The following is a 20,435-nucleotide window of genomic DNA, read 5'->3' as shown; positions in this document are numbered from 1 at the left end:
ATTCACTCTCCCCCAGCGTTTCATGGATTTCCCAGCCCTACTTCTGATCAACGCCGCAACCATTGCCGGGTGCATGTTCACCCTGTGGCTGCTCAGCTTGTGGCTCAAAGATGCCAGTATTGTGGACATCTTCTGGGGCTTGGGCTTCGTTGTGGTAGCGTGGGTTTCGCTTCTTTGTGCCGCCTCACCCGGTCCCGTCGCATGGCTGACTACGATTCTGGTCACCGTTTGGGGCTGCCGGCTTGGTGGTTACTTAGCGTGGCGAAATCTGGGCCACGGCGAAGACAAACGTTACGCCGAGATGCGGAACAAACCAGGACGGAACTTCGCGTTGTTCAGCTTGGTAGTCGTGTTTGGGCTACAGGGGACAATCATGTGGATTGTCTCGCTGCCGCTGCAAATCTTGCCAACCCTCGATGGGCAATTCACGGCGATCACTGCGATCGGCTTGGCCTGTTGGGCGACCGGTTTGGCCTTTGAAGCGATTGGCGACTACCAACTCTCGCGTTTCAAAGCAAACGGAGCCAATCAGGGGAAAGTGCTCGACGAAGGGCTGTGGCATTACACCCGGCACCCCAACTACTTCGGCGACTTCCTAGTTTGGTGGGGCTATTTTCTGCTGACCCTTTCCGCCGATAGCAGTGCTTGGTGGACGGCGATCGGTCCGGCCTTGATGACATTTTGCCTGCTCTACTTCTCGGGCGTGGCGCACTTGGAACAGCGCATTAAGAATCGCCGCCCCGAGTATGCGGACTACATCCGCCGTACGAGTGCTTTCGTCCCTTGGCCCCCTGCCGCGCCGCAGCAATCGACGAGCGAATCCGTTTCATCCTCTCACCCTGCTGCTTCCAGGAAGCAGGAGCCACGACCTTTATGAACCGTCTCCGAATTGCCGTGATTGGTGGAGGCATCAGCGGAAACCTTGTCGCTCGACTGCTGCACGACGATCATGATGTCACCTTGTTTGAAGCGGCGAATTATCCTGGCGGCCACAGCAATACCGTCACGTGTGAAGTCGAGGGACAGCCTTACGACGTCGATACCGGCTTCATGGTGTTCAACGATCGCACCTATCCCAACTTCATCCGCCTGCTCGATATCCTGGGGGTCGAAGCTCAAGACAGCGACATGAGTTTTAGTGTTCGCTGCGAAGCTTCCAAGTTGGAATATCAAGGGAGTAGTCTTCGCGGACTCTTTCCGTCATGGAAGAACGTTGTTTCCCCTGCCTACCTCAAAATGCTCCGCGACATCCTACGGTTCAACCAAGCAGGAACCGATGCGGTGGCCAAGGACAACCTGGCAGACACAGAAACGGTTGGTGATTTCCTCCAGCGCTGCGGCGTCGGAAAAATGTTCCGCGAGAAGTACCTGTTGCCGATGGCTGCCGCGATTTGGTCTGCCTCTCCGCAGCAAATACTGAACTTCCCAGCACAGTTCTTCCTGGGCTTCTGCGATAACCACGGCCTGATGGCGATTCGCAATCGGCCCCAATGGAGAACGATCGTTGGCGGTTCAAAGACTTACGTACGAAAGCTGCTCGAACCGCTCGCCCATCGTGTCCGCCTCAACTGCCCAATCCAGCAAGTTCGCCGAGAGGAAGAACAGATCAAAGTGCTGACCAAGGCAGGCGAATTGTATGACTTCGACCGGGTGATCTTCGCTTCGCATGCCGATCAAACGCTCAAGATGCTGGAATACGCCACGCCGCTGGAACGCGAGCTTCTGGGACGTTTTCCGTACCAAGCCAACGACGCGGTCTTGCACACCGACACCAGCTTGTTGCCCACCCACAGGCATGCCTGGGCGAGTTGGAACTACTTTATCCCCGCCAACAACCAATCTACCGCCAACGTCACCTACGACTTGTCGCGTCTCCAAAAAGTACCTTCCCCCAAGCCAATTCTATTGAGCCTGAACGCCACCGATCGCATCGATCCGGCGAAGATCCTCGATCGCTTCAACTACGAGCATCCAGCCTACAACCAACATTCGTTTGCCGCTCAAAAATGTTTGTCAGAGATCCAAGGAAACCATCTCACTTACTTCTGTGGTGCCTGGTGCGGCTACGGTTTTCACGAGGACGGCGTGAAAAGTGCCTTAGCCGTCGCCCAGCACTTTGATAAGAACCTCGACACATGCGCAGCTGCCTCTACGAAGGACGCGTCCACCACGCACGACATACGCCCATCGAGCACCACTTTGAATACCGCCTGACCATGGCGTCGCTCGATCTGGCGGAACTCGATGCGCTGGTCGGTCCGCGACGGTTGCTTTCTGAGCACCGTAGCGCAGCGATTTCGTTTCCTCGCAACGTTCACCTTCGTAGTGAGCAAGGCACCTTAGAAAGCCGTGTGCGGGATTTTGTAGAGCACCACTCTGGCAAGCGTCCAACCGGCCACATTCGACTTTTAACACAACTGCGTTACTTCGGCGTCTATTTCAGCCCGCTGAACTTGTATTTGATCGAAGACGATCAGCAACCCTTTCCTAAGCAGATTGTGGCCGAGGTAAACAATATTCCTTGGGGAGAACAGCACGCCTACTTGCTGACCCCGACGTGGGACGACGCGCAGCAGGCATGGACTTACGAGCATGCCAAGCAGATGCATGTTTCTCCCTTCATGCCAATGGACCAAAACTATCGCTGGAGCTTCAAAGCCCCGGGCGATCGACTGGTGGTGGGGCTTGAGAACTGGCAAGCGGGCAACCGGATCTTCCAAGCGGGGATGTCCTTAGAAAAAAAGCCGTTAACACCCTCGATGCTGCGACGGTTCGCATGGCATATGCCCGCAATGAGCCTGAAGGTAATCGCGGCGATCTACTTAGAAGCCTGCAAACTTTGGTGGAAGCGATGTCCCATATTCCCTCATCCATGAAACTTTCCCGTGTCCCCTCGGCTTGCTCCAGTAGTCGCTCTCAGGCCACAGAACTGGCCCTGGAAGGTCCTATCTCACATCGTCCCAGTGCCGCGGGGCGCTACTCCCAAGGTCTTTACTGCTGGGTATCGCGGCAGTGTCGAAAGATTTTGCATCGAACGCTTTCGAACATCACGGCGGGGCACGTTCTAATCGTCGACCCGCTCGGGCAAAACCAATTCGGTCCCAGCCACGACACGGCACTGCGTGTGGTCGTACGAATCGACGACCTTCGTGTTTACCGTCAAATGATGTTTGGGGGAACCCTGGCCGCCGCTGAAGCTTACCTGCAAGGGAAATGGGTTTGCAGCGACCTGACCGCTCTACTGCGAATCATGGCCCACAATCTTCAATCGCTGCAATCGATCGAACGCCAATCCGCCTTCTGGCTGGCACCCGTTCGTCGCTTCCAGCAATGGCGAACCCGCAATTCGCGCGATGGTAGCCGCAAGAACATCGCCGCTCACTACGATTTGAGCAACCAATTTTTTGGGCTGATGCTTGATCGGACAATGATGTATTCATCTGGCGTCTTCGAACATCCGAATGCCACGCTCGAAGAAGCTTCGATCGCCAAGCTCGAACGCATTTGTCGTAAGCTGAATCTGACCCCAAAAAGCCACGTCTTGGAAATCGGAACCGGCTGGGGTGGTTTCGCCGAGTATGCGGCCAAGAATTACGGCTGCCGCGTGACCACCACAACGATCTCGCAGCAGCAGTACGAATTCTCCAAGCAACGCATCGAGCAAGCAGGGCTTACCGATCGCGTGACGCTGTTGAAGCAAGACTACCGCGATTTGACGGGGCAGTACGATCACCTGGTCAGTATCGAGATGATTGAAGCGGTCGGGCGAGAGTACCTCGACACGTACTTCCAGAAGTGCTGCCAACTGCTGAAGCCGAATGGAACCATGGTTCTGCAGGCGATCACCATCCCGGACGAACGGGTCAACCGCTACGCTCGCGGCGTCGACTTTATCCAGCGTTACATCTTCCCCGGCGGTTTCCTCCCTTCGTACGGCCTCATTGCCAGCTCGCTGGCGCGCACCACCGACATGCGACTGGTGCACGCCGAAGATTTCGGTCCGCACTATGCTCGAACCTTGAAAGAGTGGCGAGGCAACTTCATCGATAACCTGCCCCGAATTCGTGCCCTGGGCATGGACGACTACTTCCTCCGCATGTGGGAGTATTATCTCGCTTACTGCGAAGCGGGCTTTGCCGAACGACAAATTGGGGTGAGCCAGTTGGTTATGTCACGCCCTACCTTCCGCGGCGATTCGATCCTCGGCCAGCTGTAGCCGAGCGTTCGCGAAGGCTACTCCACAACGGTGTGGCCAACTTCTTCGATCCCTTGCCCGCGAAGTTGTCGCCACAGCCACAATACTTCCTTGCGGGCAAACACGAGATATGCGATTACGCCCACCCCAACTTGTTGCACCAAGACCATAAACTGCGGCAGCACGCCGAAATTGGTCTCGAGCATCCAGACAAGCACCCCCATGAGCAGCGAGGCGACAATCGCCGGCACCATGGGTAAGAAGAGGTGCCGCAGTTTGAGCCTGGCAAAGTGGAAACAGAACGCCAAGTAAGGTCCACACATGCAAACGGTGGCAATGGTCACCATGAACGCTAATTCGAGCGTTAAGTCGGTCGGATCGCTTCCCACCCGCCAATAGGCAATGCCGCATGCCGCGGCGAGGGTCAGCAACGTTCCAAATGCTCCGGCGGCCAACATGTCGGTTCGCCCAGCAGCACTCATCAGCGTACCGGAGATATTGATCCAACTCTGAGCGAGGATCATTGGCCCCATTACCGCTAACAATTCCCCTGCCTCCATCCATTCGTCACCACCGAGCACCATCATTAAACGCTCACCGACCAGGAACATCCCCACCGATGCGGGTGCTAACATGATGCCGACCATGCGATAGAAACCAGACGTCAATCGCGTGAATGCTTCGCTGTTTTTCCTGGCGTGCGAAAGGGCAGGGAGCATGGCCGAAGTGACTGGCGAGGTCAGCAAGTACACCGGACGGATCATCTGGTTATACGCTTGCGTGTAATAGCCAATCCATTCTTGCCCATGGAAATTGCTGCCCACCAACACGCCCAACATGATCTTGTCGAAGTTCTGTCCGACAGCAAAGAACAATCCACTAAGGGTATAAAACCCACTGAAGTGCAACAGCGATTTCACTTCTGAGAAGGGAGCCATCTTACCTGGCCGCCACGGTTCGATGAACCAGAAACCAACGTTCAGCACAATCAACTCGGCATACTGCTGGATCACCAGCGCCCACACGCCAAATTCGTACCAGGCGGCGGCAATCGCCAACACACCACTGATCACCAGTGACAATAGGCGGACGATTGTCAGTCGACCGAAATAAAGCTTCTTCTCGGCAAGCGACTTATGTTGCGAGTAGCTGTTGTAGAGCAGGGCGGTGCCTGACATCACAATACCCAGCGGCAACAGACGTTCGGCATTGAAGAATAAGGCCAGCACCGGGGCCATGCCGGCCAGGATGACCGTCAGGATCACGCCTGTAATGATTTGATACCAAAAGAGCGAAGTCGCCTGTTCGTCGGTCAGACCACGTCGCTGCACGGTAGCAATATCCATCCCCAGCGAGCCGAACGAACGCACCAGCAGCGTGATCGGCATAAACATCCCGAGAAGTCCGAACTCACCCGGATCGACCATGCGGTACAATTCGGCGAGTACGACCAACGAGATAATCTGCCCCGCGATCTGCCCCAGCATGGTAAGCCGGGTAGCGCGTTGTGTTTTCTGATAGAGATTCGGATCGATAGGCGAAGATCCGCTCTCTAGAGATGGGGCATCATTCATTAAGACCGAGTCTGGCGGGGACGATGAAGCAGGTTAGGTCTAATACCTTATCGCACACCACAGGGCTCGGATACCATCCCGCCAGCCAATCTTCTTCCCTTCTTCATACGAACGTGGGAAGTAACGGATGGGGACTTCACGAATTCGCAGGCCCTTGCGACGCGCAAGTTTGGCGGTAATCTCTGGTTCGACACCAAACCGCTTTTCACGTAGTGTGGGAGCGATCTCTTGAATGACTTCGCGACGGAACACCTTGTAGCAGGTTTCCATATCGGTCAGCAGCAGATTGGTAAACAAATTCGACCACATCGTCACAATCTTGTTGGCGATGTAATGACGCAAGCGTGGTACGTTTCGCTGACCCGTGATAAAGCGGCTACCGTAAACCGCATCGACACCTTCACAGATGATCGGCTGGAGCAAGGCGCGATAGTCATTCGGGGTGTATTCCAAGTCGGCATCCTGGATGATCACCGCATCGCCGGTTGCCAGACGGAAACCAGTCGAAAGGGCGCCACCTTTGCCTTGGTTCTTCTCATGGAAGATAATCTTTAAGTCAGGTTCACCACGCATGCCGTCCAACAGGTCACGTGTGCCGTCGGTACTGCCGTCGTCGACCAGGATGATTTCGCATTGGAAACCACAGCGGCGTACGGCGGCAATCACTTGCGGAAGTGACTTCACCTCGTTGTATACCGGAATCACGACCGACAAGACGAAGTCGGCAGGAATCTGGTAGATCGCCAAGCGGTAACAAGCTGCTTCACCCAGGAGGGTCGCCAAAATTTCGACTCGCCGCGCATCATCTTCCACGGCCAACATCAATTGCTGCTGAAGATGGTTTAGCTCGGTCAACTCGTTCTCAGTATGGATACTCATGAATTTAGTGAATCCGTAACAATGGCGCACCGTCCGAGGAAGGGGGGGCTTGCTACGGTCGCAAACACCCTGTGTCAGTATAGAACATAGCTCACGATAAATGAAACGCTGGAGATGTTCCCAATGATCGCTCCGTATCTTGCTGCGGCCATACAATTGGACTCTGGAACGGAAAAAATTGCCAACCTGGCCCAAGCCGAAGACCTGATCGTTCAGGCGGCCACCGAAGGGGCCAAATTGGTGGTTTTGCCAGAGCTGTTCCCCTACCTGGGAAATCTGGTCAACCTAAAGCAGCATGCAGAGGCAATGGATGGGCCGGTCTTTACGAAGATGCGGGCTTTGGCCAGCGAACACCAACTGGTCCTTTGCGCCGGTAGTGTGGCGGTTGCTTCGACGGAAGAACCAAACAAGGTTCTCAATCGGAGTGTCATCTTTGGTCCCAGTGGCCAAGTCTTATCGAGCTACGACAAAATTCACTGCTTTGATATCAACCTAGCGGAAGTCAAAACCATTGAATCGAACTACGTCAAAGCAGGTAGTCAACTTGCGGAAGCCTCGACGCCGCTCGGGCACGTTGGACAAGCCATTTGTTACGATCTACGGTTCCCCGAAGTCTTTCGCCGTCTAACCGAAAACGGGATGCAAATCTGCCTCCTTCCCGCAGCGTTCACCGACAAAACAGGCCAAGCACACTGGGAAGTCTTACTGCGAGCGCGCGCCATTGAAAATCAAGTCTATGTGATCGCGGCAAATCAGTGCGGAATGTACGGCGATTCGATCCGTTGCCATGGCAACTCGATGATTGTTGATCCGTGGGGAACTATTTTAGCGCGCGGTGCGCACGAAACACCCGGAATTATTTTTGCTGAGATCGATTTGGCGAAGCAGCGCCAACTGCGAAAAGAACTTCCGGCACTTAAACATCGTCGCATGGCGTAACGCGATCGATCGCGCGGGAATCATCTTGCGAAAGAATACGTACGAACCGAACTCATCTCATCATCTATTTCACACAACTAAAATATGACTTATTCAATAAGTCCTTATCAACAAATTTCGTTTTGCGAGATTCGATTTCGATTTTTGTCTTTTTTCTACAACGAAACTCTCGTGGAACTTCGATTGTGAAAAAAAGATTACTCAGGTTGCTTGACAACTCGACTCCGCTTCGCAAAATTAGTCCCTATGTTGATTGGAACCACCAGACGCTAGTCGCGTCGAAAACGCCTCTCTCCTCCTCCTAAACCTGTTGTTGATTGTCGCAAATTGGTCGTTCTGACCGATGGTTCCCAGCTCGCATGCAAGGCCTTCCCGCGGTCGCGTTGCGCGCTCGGATAATGCACCAACAACAAGTTAGTTTGGTAGACGAACGACTCGCCATACCAACGGAGTGAGCGAGGCAGATAAGAGCCATGCGGGAGAATTGCTTTCCGGCAAAAGGATTTGTCGCACAAGGTTAGTAACCTCTCCGCTAAAAAGCACGAAGGGCGACGACGGACGGAACGACTGCGACAGACCTGCGGGTCTTGTTTAAGGATATCCCTTCACGCTTTTTGGCGTATTTGTGCCTGGTAGCCGCAGGCCTCGCTTCCAACACTTCCGTTGCGGCCAGTGAAGAATTCGATTGTGGCCACTATCCTGATCGCCTTAGGCGCCAATTTGGGTGATCGCGGCGAAACCGTTTCGCAGGCCATCGACGAGCTTGCCGCCGATCCAGCTTTCTCTCTACTTGGTCGAAGCAGTCTGTTAGCGACCAAACCTGTCGGCGGACCTGCCGAGCAACCTGACTTCATCAACGCGGCAGCCAAGTACGAAACCAACTTGTCTCCGGACGAAGTCCACCAGAAGCTGATCGAAATCGAGCATCAGCATGGACGTGTCCGAGCACTACGCTGGGGAGCACGCAGCCTCGACTTGGACTTGCTGCTGTACGACGATGTCGTGCTGGAAACACCCAAGTTGACACTTCCTCACCCTCGAATGAGTTTCCGCAAATTCGTAATGCAACCAGCCGCGGAAGTGGCTGCGGAAATGATCCATCCGCAACTCGGTGCGACGATGGGTCAGTTGTGGGAGCAACTCGTTAACTCGCCCCCCGTAATCGAACTGGCAACTCCCCCAGGTCCAACGGCCTGGCGATTGTGTGAAGAGGTCCAAAAGAAGCTGGGAAAAGACGTGGTCAGCATCCCGCTTACTGCTCCGCATTGGCCTGACTCGGCCCGAGAACTTGTCGACCTGCTCGAACCATCGCCCAGCTCAATCAAAGAAGACGCGGGAGCCGTTCGCTTGCTTCCCTACTGGTCGGAAATCTCGGCCGTGATACGCGACACTTCTGCGACGACCATAGCGTCCGACGCGCCATCGCGACTGGTGATTCTTTGGATTCCTGCCGCCGAATCGATCGCCCCGCAAGAAAATACCTGGTGGTCGCCGAAAGCCAGGGAAGATCTTCAGCGGCGTCTTATCGAAGCGGTTCAAGAAAAGGTGCACGGCCCACGTCTTTGCCTGATAGGGCACGACATGACCACCGCGATTACCGAAGTCACCGCGGCGGTCGAGGCCGTTCAGTAGTCAATCAACTACGGGCAAATTAGTCGGCGTGATGCTCGTCGAGAAAGGCCTTCGCCTTTTCTAGCTGATCGGCAGGAACCAACAGGCGAATCGCCAACACACCGGTCAGTCCGCCTTGATGGTCGTTATCCAAGGCGCAATTGATGCCTTCTTCCTGCAGCGCATTTTGGATGATCGTGGCTTCTTCATGACTCTGACAGGTCCGCACAGGCACAAATTCGGTATTTTCCATAATATCGTTACTCCGCCAACAATGGGTTTGATCTAACAGTTGCGGGCTCCCGTCATCGGGGCCATCTACAAGCTAATTGTAACGTAACTTTACCTCACACACTTGCCGTCGGACGACGGTGCTTCCTCAATCGTTTAGGGTCGAGATCTCCATGCCAAACCGAAAGCTCACCACCGTAATTCTTGACGACGACCCGGGGATTGTCCGTTTAGTGAAAACCATCCTGCGCGGAACGTTCGGGGAAGAACTCGTGCTGCACGACTTCACCGACGTGCATGAAGCCCAGGAATGGATCTCGAACAACTGCTGCGATCTCCTGATCAGCGACATCGAAATGCCGGATATCAACGGCATGGACATGTTGGTTTATGCCAAGCATCGAAATGCCTGGACACAGGTGGTGTTTCTCACAGGGCATTCGAATTGGATGCTGGTGACCGAGGCAGTCGAGAAAGGGGCGTCCGACTTCTTGCTGAAACCGATTAAGCGAGAAGAGTTGTGCTCGATCGTGCAGCAGCACATCGACCGCGCCGCACGCTGGCAGGCAGCTCTGTTCACCAAACATCACAGCATGTCGTAACAACGGCCAGCCGCCAATTTCCGTACGACCACTACGGCGATCACGACCGCGCTAACCTACGTTCCGCCGGCGAACTTTTTCCGGCTGCGCGAAGGGAATCGACTGCGCGGACCTTGTTTGTGGGGTAACCTTGTGCGGTTCATTTCGCCCGCAGTCTCGCTGCTTCGGCGAAGGGCCGCGCTACGTTATTGAAGTCTGCGCCATTAATCTGATAGGGGCGACCAACGGAAACCCCGGATTCATGGCAAATCGGCCTGTTACCAGGTTGGATTTCGGCACAGACATCAATAAGCATTCGTGCTCAACTCCCCACCTTACTTTGCAGGAAGCATCTCTGTGGTCCGCTGGAAGCCGACAATCGCCATGCTGGGCGTCACGATTCTGATTCTTCAGGTCGCCTCAGGCTGCGCTCTTTGCCGGAAAGGTCGCTGGGGTGATCCGAAGATGGTGGCTCCTTGCCCGGAAGCGAATCCGAAGGCGCAATATCCGTTTGGGATCTGGTGCAACCCATGCGACGTCACCTCACTTGAAGCACCTGCGACGGAAGCCGCTTCGATTTCACTGGCTACTTACGAACCGCCAGCCAACCCGCCCAGTCCATTCCAATTGTGCGCCTTCGAAGAAGAAATCGAGCCACGCGCTGCCTATCAAGAAACGTCAACCAACCTGGGCGAAGAAGTCATTGGCAAGCCGGTCGGCCGGGCCTCGTCGATGCCCAACCTGCTGCGACCAGACGGGGAACAAATCGACACCCCAGCGCCGCAGACGGTGCAGAAGTTCAGCGATCCGATGTTCGAGCCTGGCCCCGAGTTCTTCCAACAAGATCTGGCGGAAGGGGAAACGCTGTACATGCCGAGTATCCGCGAACAACCGATTCCGCAAACCGAATCGGCCGACGTGCAGCTTCGCCAGGCGGAAACCTACTACGCCATGGCGGTCGATGCCGACAAGCAGCTCGACGAGTCGGCAATGAACATGTTCCTCGATGCAGCGATCGCGGCGTATCGCTATCTGCAACTCGTTCCGCCGCAACCTAAGACCACGAAAGCCACCGGCCGGGCCTGGGAAGTGTACCATTCGTCGATCGCTCGCTTGATCTTCATCGCCGATAAAACAGGACACATCGATCAACAAGTTGGCATCAAGCTGCCGGTCAACGGCAGCTATCGAATTGTTGAATTTGAATACATCAACTTCCAGCGCACAGCGGCAGACTTCGATCGCTGGCATGTCGTTGGCAACTATAAATCGCACTATGTGTTGACTCAGCACAAGTCGCCTGGCCTTGGCGTGCCGCTGGTGGTTGAACGCATTCGCGATAAGAACGATCGCTGGTATCCCGATCGCCTTCCGTTCGCCGCCACGGCCATCCTGCGCCCCGAATGCGAAGTCGAAGCGTTCGATGCCACCACGGAAGCGGCCATTCCCGACGGAACACACGTCGAGCAGGTCGTGGCTCGGCTTGAACTGTACGATCCGAAACAATCAGGCGACGTCGAACTCAATTGCCGCCAGGTGCCGCTGGCCAAAGACACTACCGCGCCGTATGCGTTTCTCTTGAGCAACACGCGTGGCGAGTGTTCGCTGGAAGCGCTGCATCCGATGGACAACGTCGAAGATCGCGGGCTATTCATCATGGAGCCGCATCGTAAAGGAAAGATCCCGGTTGTCTTTGTGCATGGATTGCTCTCCGCACCGTATACCTGGGCAGGCATCGCCAACGAGATCGACAGCAACCCTGACTTAGCTGCGCGGTACGAGATCTGGGCGTTTCATTATCCGACCGGGGCACCGTTCATGGAAACGGCGGCCATCATGCGTGAACAACTGCACGACCTGATTCAGGAAATGGATCCCAGCGGATTTGATCGCGACTTAAGAAACGTCGTGCTCGTCGGGCATAGCATGGGCGGGCTCCTCTCGAAACTGCAAGTGACCGACAGCGCGAACACGCTGTGGGAACATGTGGCCTTCCAACCGGTCAACACGTTAGATGCCGACCCGAAGATGAGTGCCTACCTGCGGCGGATGTTCTACTTCAATCATTCGCCGAGTGTGGGCCGCGTGATCTTTATCGGAACGCCTCACCAAGGTTCGTCGTATGCGTGCGGCAAGCTGAGTCATGTCTCGGCGTCACTGGTTCATCAATCGCCCTATCTGGTCGAAGCTCACAAGCGGTTGATCGAAGACAATCCGGCCGCGTTCCGAAAGGAATTACGAACGCGTATCCCGACCAGCTTCGACCTGGTGAACCCCCATAGTTTGTTGCTGGAAGGTATCCATCGCTTACCACTCACCCCTGGCGTTCCGGCGCATACGATTGTCGGTAGTGGCTGGTGGACGATTCATGATGGCCAAAGCGACGGTGTGGTGCCCGTTTCCAGCGCGCGAATTCCGGGCGTACAAACCGAGATTATGGTCAACTCGAAACATACGCATCTCAACCGCGACGCCGGGACAGTGTGCGAGGTGCTACGTATCCTCCGAGTGCATGGGACGCGACCCGCATTCGCGGGGATTGAGAGCGAGAAACGTTAGCGTGATCTGCTATCAGCTTTTTTCATAATTCATTCTCGAAACAATTCGGTTCGAGCGAGCTCTCCTCTATCACGTGGCATCACGCGATTAACGCTGATTTTTCTCGCACTGCAAGCCATTTCCGGCCACAACCACGCTTTCGACAAGATTCTCAAATCGACCGCTGAATCTTTCAAGCCGGGCATTCTCAGGGCTATAATTGGGAGGTTCGTGTCGGGATGCGAATCTCCTCCAAAAAGAGGAGTTCATGCCACGACAGGCATCTCGCTTTACGCCTTCGTGCCAACCTTCTCGCCGCGAACGAACCTGCCTCCCTGCGATGGGGTGCCAACGACGAATGAATCGCGTTGTGAACATGCCTCCCATCCGCCTCCATGCTTGCATTTCAACCCATTGGAATTCACAGGAACATCATGACCCGACCAACGTCTTTCGCGGCCTTGATTCTAGGCCTCAGCGTGTCGCTGCTCGCTTCTTCGGTCGCCACCGCGGCCCCGCAATTGGAATTGAAGAAGGGAGACAAGATCGTCTATATCGGCAACACGCTGGCCGAACGGATGCAGTACTTCCCCCACTTCGAGACACGCCTGCAAGCACGCTTCCCGGAGTTGAACCTGACGGTGCGTGACTTGGGTTGGTCGGCCGATGAACTGACGCTTCGCCCGCGCAGCAAAGACTTTGAAGACCACGCCACGCGTCTGGCCGATCATGCTCCCGACGTGATCTTTGCCTTCTTCGGTTTCAACGAGTCGTTCGCCGGCAAAGATGGTTTGCCGCAGTTCGAGAAAGATCTCGAGCAGTTCATCAAGGACACCAAAGAAACCAAGTATCGCGGCAAGACACCGCAATTGATCCTCGTCTCGCCGATCCCGCACGAAGACATGCACTCCCGTTTTCTGCCAGATGGAAAGCAGAACAACGAGAACCTCGCCGCCTACACCAAGCTAATGGCCGCCGTCGCCGAGCGGAACGAAGTCCCGTTTGCCGACATGTTCACGGCCATGCAACCGGCCATGGATCAAGACACCGACCTGACAATCAACGGCGTTCACCTGAACGACGCTGGTTACCAAGAGTTCGGTAAGCAACTGGACGAAAGCCTGTTCGGCCCAGCCCCTGAGTACAAGACCGATCTGGCCAAGCTCTATCCAGAAGTGAAAGAGAAGGACCTGCAGTTCTTCTACGATCATCGCGCGGTCAACGGTTACTACATTTACGGTGGTCGTAAGAACCCCTTTGGTGTCGTTAACTTCCCGGCCGAGTTCGACAAGCTGCGCAAGATGATCGTTAACCGCGATCATCGCATCTGGAAAGTCGCCAACGGCGAAACGGTTCCGGCTGAGGTCGACGACAGCAACACAGGCGATTTCACCCGTATCGAAACTAACGTGAATCGCCCCGTCGATATCTTCTCGCCAGAAGCCGAACAAAAGACCTTCTCGCTACCGGAAGGTTACGAGATCAACTTGTTTGCTTCGGAAGTCGAGTTCCCGGAACTGGAGAATCCGGTTCAAATGGCATTCGATGCCAAGGGGCGTCTGTGGGTCACCACGATGGAAAGCTACCCGATGTACCTGCCGGGCACGCCTCCGGATGACAAGATTTTGATTCTGGAAGATACCGACAACGACGGCGCCGCCGACAAAAGCATCACGTTCGCGGACGGTTTGCACGTGCCCACCGGTGTCGAAATCGGTGACGGCGGAGCCTACGTGGCCCAACAGCCGAATCTGATGTTCCTGAAGGACACCGATGGCGACGACAAGGCAGACGAACGAACGCTGATCTTGCACGGCTTCGATTCAGCCGACTCCCACCACTCGATCAGTGCGTTCACGTGGGGTCCTGGCGGTGCACTTTACTTCCAGGAAGGCACCTTCCATCACTCCCAGGTCGAAACGCCTTACGGTCCGGAACGGGTCAAAAACGCCGGCATCTTCCGCTTCGAGCCGAAGACCGACAAGCTCGACATTTTCGTCTCTTACGGCTTTGCCAACCCTTGGGGTCACACCTTTGACGACTGGGGACAAAACTTCGTTGCCGATGCCTCCGGCGGTGCCAACTACTACGGAACCGCTTTCAGTGGCGATGTCGTTTACCCACAGAAGCATGGCAGCATGCAACAGTTCCTCAAGAAGCAGTGGCGACCGACCGCTGGCTGCGAACTGGTTTCCAGCCGCAACTTCCCCGAGTCGGCTCAAGGCAACTACCTGCTGAACAACTGCATCGGCTTCCAAGGCATTCTTCAGTACAAGATGAAGGACGAAGGCAGCGGTTTCCATGCCGATCCGGTCGATCCGCTGTTGGTCTCGAAGGATACCAGCTTCCGCCCGGTCGATATTCAGTTCGGTCCCGATGGGGCGCTTTACATTGTCGACTGGTACAACCCACTAGTCGGTCACATGCAGCACTCGCTGCGTGATCCGAAGCGTGACAAGCATCACGGTCGCATCTGGCGCATTCGCTACACCGGTAACGACCTGGTCAAGGCACCCGAGATCGCCGACCAACCGGTTGAAGCACTGCTCGATTTGTTGAAGGAGCCCGAATACCGCACCCGTTATCGAGTGCGTCGGGAACTGCGAAAGCACGACAATCCCGAAGTTGCCTCGGCAATCGACAAGTGGCTCAGCGAGCTCGACAAGAACGATCCGAACTACGCTCACCACATGCTCGAAGCTTTGTGGGTCAAGCAAAACCTGGATCTGGTCGACGGTGATCTGCTGAAGCGAATGCTGACCGATAGCGACTATCGAGCCCGTGCTGCCGCGACCCGCGTGTTGTGCTACTGGCGAGATCGCGTTGATGGCGCACTGGATATGTTGCAAGAGCAGGTCAACGACGAGCATCCGCGCGTTCGCCTGGAAGCAATCCGAGCCCTGAGCTTCTTCGACGGTGACGATGTCAACCGAGCTCAGGAAATCGCACTCGAATCGCTGATCCACGATCAGGACTACTATCTCGAGTACACCTTGAAAGAAACCTTGGCCACGCTCGAAAAGAAGGCCAAGCAAAACTAGATCGCGCCCGCCGTGCGTGACGCAAACGAGAGTCATCCTCCTTCGTCGAGGATGGCTCTTTTTTTCGATCGATCCCCCGCCTCCCCTTGGAACTGACCACCATGTTGAATCGATTCTTTCTTCCTGGCTGTTTGATCGCGTTAGCGCTACTGACAGCCGCCCCTCAGCACGTTGCCGCTCAAGGTGCGACCGACGGCATGGTCCGTCTTTTGAAAAGCGGCAAGCTGCCAGAGTCGCGTGTGGGCACCGTGGTTGGCATGATCGCCGAACGGGGCAATGCCGAGAACCTGGGTGTCCTCTTTCAGGAAGCCACTAAGCCGGATGGATTCAGCGAACCACTTAAACTGGAAACCCTTCAGCAGTTGAAGAAAGCGAGCGAGAGCCGCAACCTGGTCCCGACCGGCGACCTGGCAGCCGTGAGCGAACTGATCGCCAGCGATAATGCCCAGCTTAAGAAGCTCGGGATCGAACTGGCCGGGCTTTGGAAGGTGACCGCCACGGCCGATACCCTCTCACAAATCGCTCTCGATCAAGATCAGCCCCGCACACTGCGCCGCTTGGCGATCGATTCGCTCATCGAAACGGGAAGCGACAATACGTCTGCCACCGTGGCGAAGCTGACCGATGCCAGCCAACCGCTGTCGATTCGCTACTTGGGCGTTTCGGCCCTGGCCAACATCGACATCAACCAAGCCGCGAAGGCCGCAGCCGACGTGCTGACCACCGCCGATACCTCGACCGACCCGGCCGACATGATTGATGCGTTTCTCGCCGACACCAAAGGGCCTGATGCCTTGGCCAAGGCGCTCGAAGGAAAGAAGCTGGACGGCGATATCGCCAAGATGTGCCTCCGCCAAATGTACTCGGTGGGACGTTCCGATGCAGCCCTGGTGAATGTGCTCAGCACAGCTGCAGGCATCGATAACAATCCAGAACCCCTCACCGACGAACAGCTGCAATCGCTGGTGGCGAAGGTTTTAGAGAAGGGAAATCCCCAGCGTGGCGAAGACATCTTCCGCCGCAAAGATCTCAGCTGCTTGAAGTGCCACGCCATCAGTGGCGCTGGCGGACAGATTGGTCCGGATCTAAGTCCAGTCGGTGCGACTAGTCCCGTCGATTACGTGATTAACTCGATTCTCTTTCCCGAAATGGCCGTCAAAGAAGCGTATCTGATGAAGACGATCATCGACTTCGACGGCAAGATCCATCAAGGGGTTGTGGTCGACGCGAACGACGATCGTGTCGTGCTAAAGGACGCCAACGGCAAGGAAGATATCATCCCAGCCGACGATATCGACTTGGAAAAGGAAGGCGGATCGCTGATGCCTAAGGGCCTCGCTAATTTTCTGACCGAAGACGAATTTCTGGATCTCGTCTGTTATGTGTCGGAGCTTGGCAAACCAGGTCCGTACGGGATTCGCAGCGAGCCAACCATCCAACGGTGGCGCGTGATGAAGGAAGTGCCCACGGTCCTGCAAGGAGAAGCCGCACCTTCGACGGGTGAATTCGAATCGCAGATTGCCGACCTCGACGCCGACGCCTGGTTGCCGATCTACGGCAAGGTGAACGGCGAATTGCCGCTGACCGAGCTGAGCGAAATCGAAAGCCCGGTGCTCTTCCTGCAAGCGGAAATCGAAGTCGTCGATGGTGGCAAAATCGGTGTCGAGATGAACCAAACCACAGGCGTGACCGTGTGGATCATCGACGACGAATTCAAGGGGGATGAATCGATCTCGGCCAACGTCTTACCTGGCCGTCACACGATCACGTTCCGCTTGGACACCCGCAAATTGAAGGAGAAGACCTTCCGCGCTGTGGTGACCAAGCCGAGCGATTCCACCGCCCAGTACACCGTGGTGGGTGGGCCTTAGTGATCAACAAAGGGGCAGGGGTGGCAGGTCACCTCCGTTTCCCACGCAGCTTCCTGGGACCGACGCGGCCAATGTATCGTGGCCGCGTCTGGTCAACATCTTCAGGCATCGCTTGGCTGGGCGTTGCCAAGGCATTCTTGGGCTGCGCAGTGTCAGCCAAGGTCACGCAGCTCTCTTCGTGGCCACTTGGATGGCCGGCTGAAGGATCCTTCTCTTCCGAGGTGGCAACGTTCGGTTGCTTCGCTTGCTGCGGAACAAAGGCTTCAACCGTCTCGCGCATTTCGTCCTTGTCTTTCGCTTCCTTCAGCAGGATCTTCAGCATTGCCTGTACCATCCTGGCGGCTTGTAACCGGACGGCGGTCGTTTCCGTTTGGCTCAATGCGATCTGGGTTGGGAATTGAAGAGCGGCTTGCCAGTGTTCTGGGGTGATGGCGAAACGAACCATGATCTTGATGCCTCGACGAAGAAGAAAAACTACAGGCAAATGGCAATTTCGAGTGTGCTGAATCCACACCCGACAACATGGACACATGTATACCATGCTTAAGTTTACAATCCGCTTTTTTGACTCGTTGGCGTGGACCAATTGTTCGTCCTAAGCTCAGCGCAGATTTCGGCTTGCACGATTTAGAAACTTTTTTCAGCAGCCGTTTTCTGCGCCCCGAAAAGTAGCCCAGAGGAAACTATTCCGTTTCCATCGACCGACGAATGCGGCGAACGACGAAGTACTGGATCATGCCCAGAATGATGATGGTCAGCATCATGCAGGTTGCCTGATAGAAGTCGACCGCCGCGTCAGGTCGGATCGTCGCTCCGACAAGCACATGGGTCATGTAACCAATCGCGGCGAGGCTCATCGTGTAGCCGACCAGCCCTTTCTCGTACAGCGTTGCGCTAGCAGCGGTCAGCAATAGATAGACGAGCGACAGAGGACTCGCCGCCCCCTTCACCAAGAACAACAGACTGGTCAGCAGCAGGAAGTTCCACGTCATCCAGCCGTAAATCGCTACCTGGCGAGTACTTGGCTTTTCGTACATCCGCTGGAAAAACCAAGCGCCGGTGGCAGCCGCCAGGGCACATCCCACCGACGTGACGCGAAACCACGGCTGCGCCGAAACCTCCTCGTGAATGATGTACGAACTGATCGCGTGATAGATGAAAAACAAGATCACGCAGGCCAACTGACTGGCCAAGCCTGGCTTGCGACGGGCCCAGTAAACAATTCGCTCACCGATTCCCAGCGGCTTGGCACGGATCGGCTCGTGACGCAGGAACGATTCCAGATCAGCCGCCAGGTCCTTCATGCTGCGGTAGCGAGCCGAGGGCGTTTTGTGCATGCACTTCAAACAGATCGTTTCCAACGCTCGTGGCACATGCCAGTTGAGCTTACGAGGCGAAATCGGATTCATCGTGCAAATTTGATCGAGCGCGTCGATCATGTTGCTGGCCGCAAACGGTGGCTTGCCGGTCAGCAAAGCGTAAAGGATCGCGCCAAGTCCGTAGATATCGGTCGCTTCACCGACCAAGTCATTGCGACCAGAGGCTTGCTCAGGGGCCATGTAGCCAGGTGAACCAAGGATCTGACCAGAGTAGGTCATGTCGGAGTTGCCATCCATCCGCTTGGCCAACCCGAAGTCGGTGACCCGGGGATGGTTATCGGCATCGAGCAAGATGTTCGATGGCTTCAGATCGCGATGGATAATGCCAACGGAATGCGCGTGGGACATCGCTTGGGCGATCTCGAGCACCAATTCGGCGATTCGCTCGAAACTGAGTCCCCCTTCCTGAATCACATCGGCCAGGCTCCGTCCTTCGACGTACCCCATCGAAAAGAAGTGCCGCCCCTCGAAGTGGCCGACTTCGTAAATCGGCACGATCCCCGCATGCGAAAGGTTCGCGGCCGCCTCGGCTTCGGCACGAAAGCGCTGAATTTCCTGGGCAGAAGCGAATTGCCCGGAGAGAATCATCTTGACCGCCACAATCCGCTCAGGCGAAAGCTGCCGAGCTTTGAAGACGACCCCCATCCCACCGCGACCAAGCTCGTCCATCAGGTGATAGCCGGGCAACGTTTCGATGGCTTCCCCGTTACGGTACGTGATGGCCGTTTTATCGGGATCGAGCGCGACCGTGGCTGGCGTCAGGTCAGGACTGGCAAGATGTTGATGCACCGGAGAGACATCGAGGGCAGAGTTGTCGTCGGCCGAAAGCATTTCTGTCAGCTGCTGCGCCAAGTCAGGCCGATCGGTGAAGCGTGTGGTGACGAATCGGGGGTGATCTTCCGGCGGCAATTGAATTGCCTCGTCAAAGGCCTCGCAAAGCAGTTGATAGTCATCCGGTGTCATGGGATGCTGCCTAGTCCTCGGAAGTCTCGGTGTCGCTTTCCATCCGCGAAGTAAGCCACGCTTTGGCCATTCGCCAATCTCCTTTCACCGTCGAAACGGACACGTCGAGCGCGGCAGCCGTTTCTTCGACGGTCATCCCGGCGAAATAGCGCATCTCAATAATCTTGGCATGTCTCGGATTGAGCGTGGCCAATTCGGTTAGCAGCTCGTCCAACTCGACCAAGTCGACGTTGCTTTGGGGATCGCCAGCGACGAGCCCTTCTTCCAACGTGATTCGCTGGGCCCCTTTGCCCCGCTTGGCGGCGTTCTTGGTGCGCGCATGATCCACCAGGATGCGCCGCATGATGTTGGAAGCAACGGCACAGAAGTGGGCTTTGCCTTGCCACTGGACACGATTCTGATCGACGAGCTTCAGGAATGCTTCATGCACCAAGGCGGTCGCTTGCAACGTATGATCGGCACGTTCGTTCCGCATATGCTGATTGGCGATGCCTTTCAGCTCTTGGTACAGCACCGGCAGAAGTTTGTCCGCCGCGGCCTGGTTCCCTTCGGAAAGAGAAGCGAGCAAGCTTTCGACGTCATCACTCATGAAAATCAGAATCCTGAGAGGAGGCAGAGTAGGGGGGCCGACTT

16 protein-coding genes are annotated in these 20,435 nt (G+C 55.8%); 10 read left to right on the top strand and 6 right to left on the bottom strand.

Translation table 11 applies throughout. The features are described 5' to 3' along the window. The first annotated feature begins 22 nt into the window (after nucleotides 1-22). Genes C5Y83_RS01850 through C5Y83_RS01835 form a run of 4 tightly spaced genes read left to right on the top strand, consistent with a single transcriptional unit; the run spans nucleotide 23 to nucleotide 4,216 of the window. Nucleotides 23-877: a DUF1295 domain-containing protein gene (locus C5Y83_RS01850; protein WP_233207036.1), complete on the top strand. Its 855-nt coding sequence runs from the start codon at nucleotides 23-25 to the stop codon at nucleotides 875-877. Continuing rightward, nucleotides 874-2,214 (top strand): NAD(P)/FAD-dependent oxidoreductase, encoded by a 1,341-nt coding sequence (locus tag C5Y83_RS01845; protein ID WP_105327949.1) that lies wholly within the window; start codon nucleotides 874-876, stop codon nucleotides 2,212-2,214. The genes C5Y83_RS01850 and C5Y83_RS01845 overlap by 4 nt, the downstream gene beginning before the upstream one ends. Then, nucleotides 2,136-2,876, top strand: a complete 741-nt coding sequence (locus C5Y83_RS01840; protein WP_105327948.1) for a DUF1365 domain-containing protein — start codon at nucleotides 2,136-2,138, stop codon at nucleotides 2,874-2,876. Before C5Y83_RS01845 ends, C5Y83_RS01840 begins: the two co-directional genes overlap by 79 nt. Next, entirely contained in the window at nucleotides 2,852-4,216 is a 1,365-nt protein-coding gene (locus tag C5Y83_RS01835; RefSeq protein ID WP_199194964.1) for an SAM-dependent methyltransferase, read from the top strand. Before C5Y83_RS01840 ends, C5Y83_RS01835 begins: the two co-directional genes overlap by 25 nt. 17 nt (nucleotides 4,217-4,233) lie before the next feature. Here C5Y83_RS01835 and C5Y83_RS01830 read toward each other — a convergent pair whose 3' ends face one another. Continuing rightward, nucleotides 4,234-5,769, bottom strand: a complete 1,536-nt coding sequence (locus C5Y83_RS01830) for a lipopolysaccharide biosynthesis protein (RefSeq protein WP_105327946.1) — start codon at nucleotides 5,767-5,769, stop codon at nucleotides 4,234-4,236. 39 nt (nucleotides 5,770-5,808) lie between these two features. Further along, nucleotides 5,809-6,648 carry a glycosyltransferase family 2 protein gene (locus C5Y83_RS01825; protein WP_105327945.1) on the bottom strand — a complete coding sequence of 280 codons (840 nt, stop codon included), beginning with the start codon at nucleotides 6,646-6,648 and terminating at the stop codon, nucleotides 5,809-5,811. Nucleotides 6,649-6,771: 123 nt separating this feature from the next. Between C5Y83_RS01825 and C5Y83_RS01820 the strand changes: the two genes are divergently transcribed. Both C5Y83_RS01820 and folK read left to right on the top strand, forming a co-directional pair. Then, a complete protein-coding gene (locus tag C5Y83_RS01820) occupies nucleotides 6,772-7,587 on the top strand; it encodes a carbon-nitrogen hydrolase family protein (RefSeq protein ID WP_158262187.1) in 816 nt (271 codons plus the stop codon). A gap of 687 nt (nucleotides 7,588-8,274) precedes the next feature. After that, nucleotides 8,275-9,219 (top strand): 2-amino-4-hydroxy-6-hydroxymethyldihydropteridine diphosphokinase, encoded by a 945-nt coding sequence (gene folK, locus C5Y83_RS01815; protein WP_105327943.1) that lies wholly within the window; start codon nucleotides 8,275-8,277, stop codon nucleotides 9,217-9,219. 19 nt (nucleotides 9,220-9,238) lie between these two features. Here the strand turns inward: folK and C5Y83_RS01810 are convergent, their stop codons facing one another. Next, nucleotides 9,239-9,451, bottom strand: a complete 213-nt coding sequence (locus C5Y83_RS01810; RefSeq protein ID WP_105327942.1) for a DUF2007 domain-containing protein — start codon at nucleotides 9,449-9,451, stop codon at nucleotides 9,239-9,241. A 151-nt stretch (nucleotides 9,452-9,602) separates the two neighbouring features. Here C5Y83_RS01810 and C5Y83_RS01805 point away from each other — a divergent pair, with 151 nt between their 5' ends. From C5Y83_RS01805 to C5Y83_RS01790, 4 genes are all read left to right on the top strand, one after another. Then, nucleotides 9,603-10,031 carry a response regulator gene (locus C5Y83_RS01805; RefSeq protein WP_233207034.1) on the top strand — a complete coding sequence of 143 codons (429 nt, stop codon included), beginning with the start codon at nucleotides 9,603-9,605 and terminating at the stop codon, nucleotides 10,029-10,031. Nucleotides 10,032-10,367: 336 nt separating this feature from the next. After that, complete coding sequence (locus C5Y83_RS01800) at nucleotides 10,368-12,569, top strand: esterase/lipase family protein (RefSeq protein ID WP_105327941.1); 2,202 nt, start codon at nucleotides 10,368-10,370, stop codon at nucleotides 12,567-12,569. A gap of 413 nt (nucleotides 12,570-12,982) precedes the next feature. Beyond that, a complete protein-coding gene (locus C5Y83_RS01795) occupies nucleotides 12,983-15,589 on the top strand; it encodes a PVC-type heme-binding CxxCH protein (protein ID WP_105327940.1) in 2,607 nt (868 codons plus the stop codon). A gap of 101 nt (nucleotides 15,590-15,690) precedes the next feature. After that, nucleotides 15,691-17,460, top strand: coding sequence for a hypothetical protein (locus C5Y83_RS01790; RefSeq protein ID WP_105327939.1), 1,770 nt, complete (start codon nucleotides 15,691-15,693; stop codon nucleotides 17,458-17,460). Between the two features lie 28 nt (nucleotides 17,461-17,488). On the opposite strand, the gene C5Y83_RS01785 is transcribed toward C5Y83_RS01790, so the two are convergent. From C5Y83_RS01785 to C5Y83_RS01775, 3 genes are all read right to left on the bottom strand, one after another. Continuing rightward, entirely contained in the window at nucleotides 17,489-17,905 is a 417-nt protein-coding gene (locus C5Y83_RS01785; protein ID WP_146117592.1) for a hypothetical protein, read from the bottom strand. Nucleotides 17,906-18,143: 238 nt separating this feature from the next. Beyond that, on the bottom strand, nucleotides 18,144-19,802 hold the full coding sequence (locus C5Y83_RS01780) for a serine/threonine-protein kinase (RefSeq protein ID WP_105327937.1): 1,659 nt from the start codon (nucleotides 19,800-19,802) through the stop codon (nucleotides 18,144-18,146). Nucleotides 19,803-19,812: 10 nt separating this feature from the next. Further along, nucleotides 19,813-20,391: a sigma-70 family RNA polymerase sigma factor gene (locus C5Y83_RS01775; RefSeq protein WP_105327936.1), complete on the bottom strand. Its 579-nt coding sequence runs from the start codon at nucleotides 20,389-20,391 to the stop codon at nucleotides 19,813-19,815. Between the last annotated feature and the right edge of the window lie 44 nt (nucleotides 20,392-20,435).

Source organism: Blastopirellula marina (assembly GCF_002967765.1).
Lineage (GTDB): Bacteria > Planctomycetota > Planctomycetia > Pirellulales > Pirellulaceae > Bremerella > Bremerella marina_A.
This window is presented reverse-complemented; position numbering and strand designations above follow the sequence as displayed.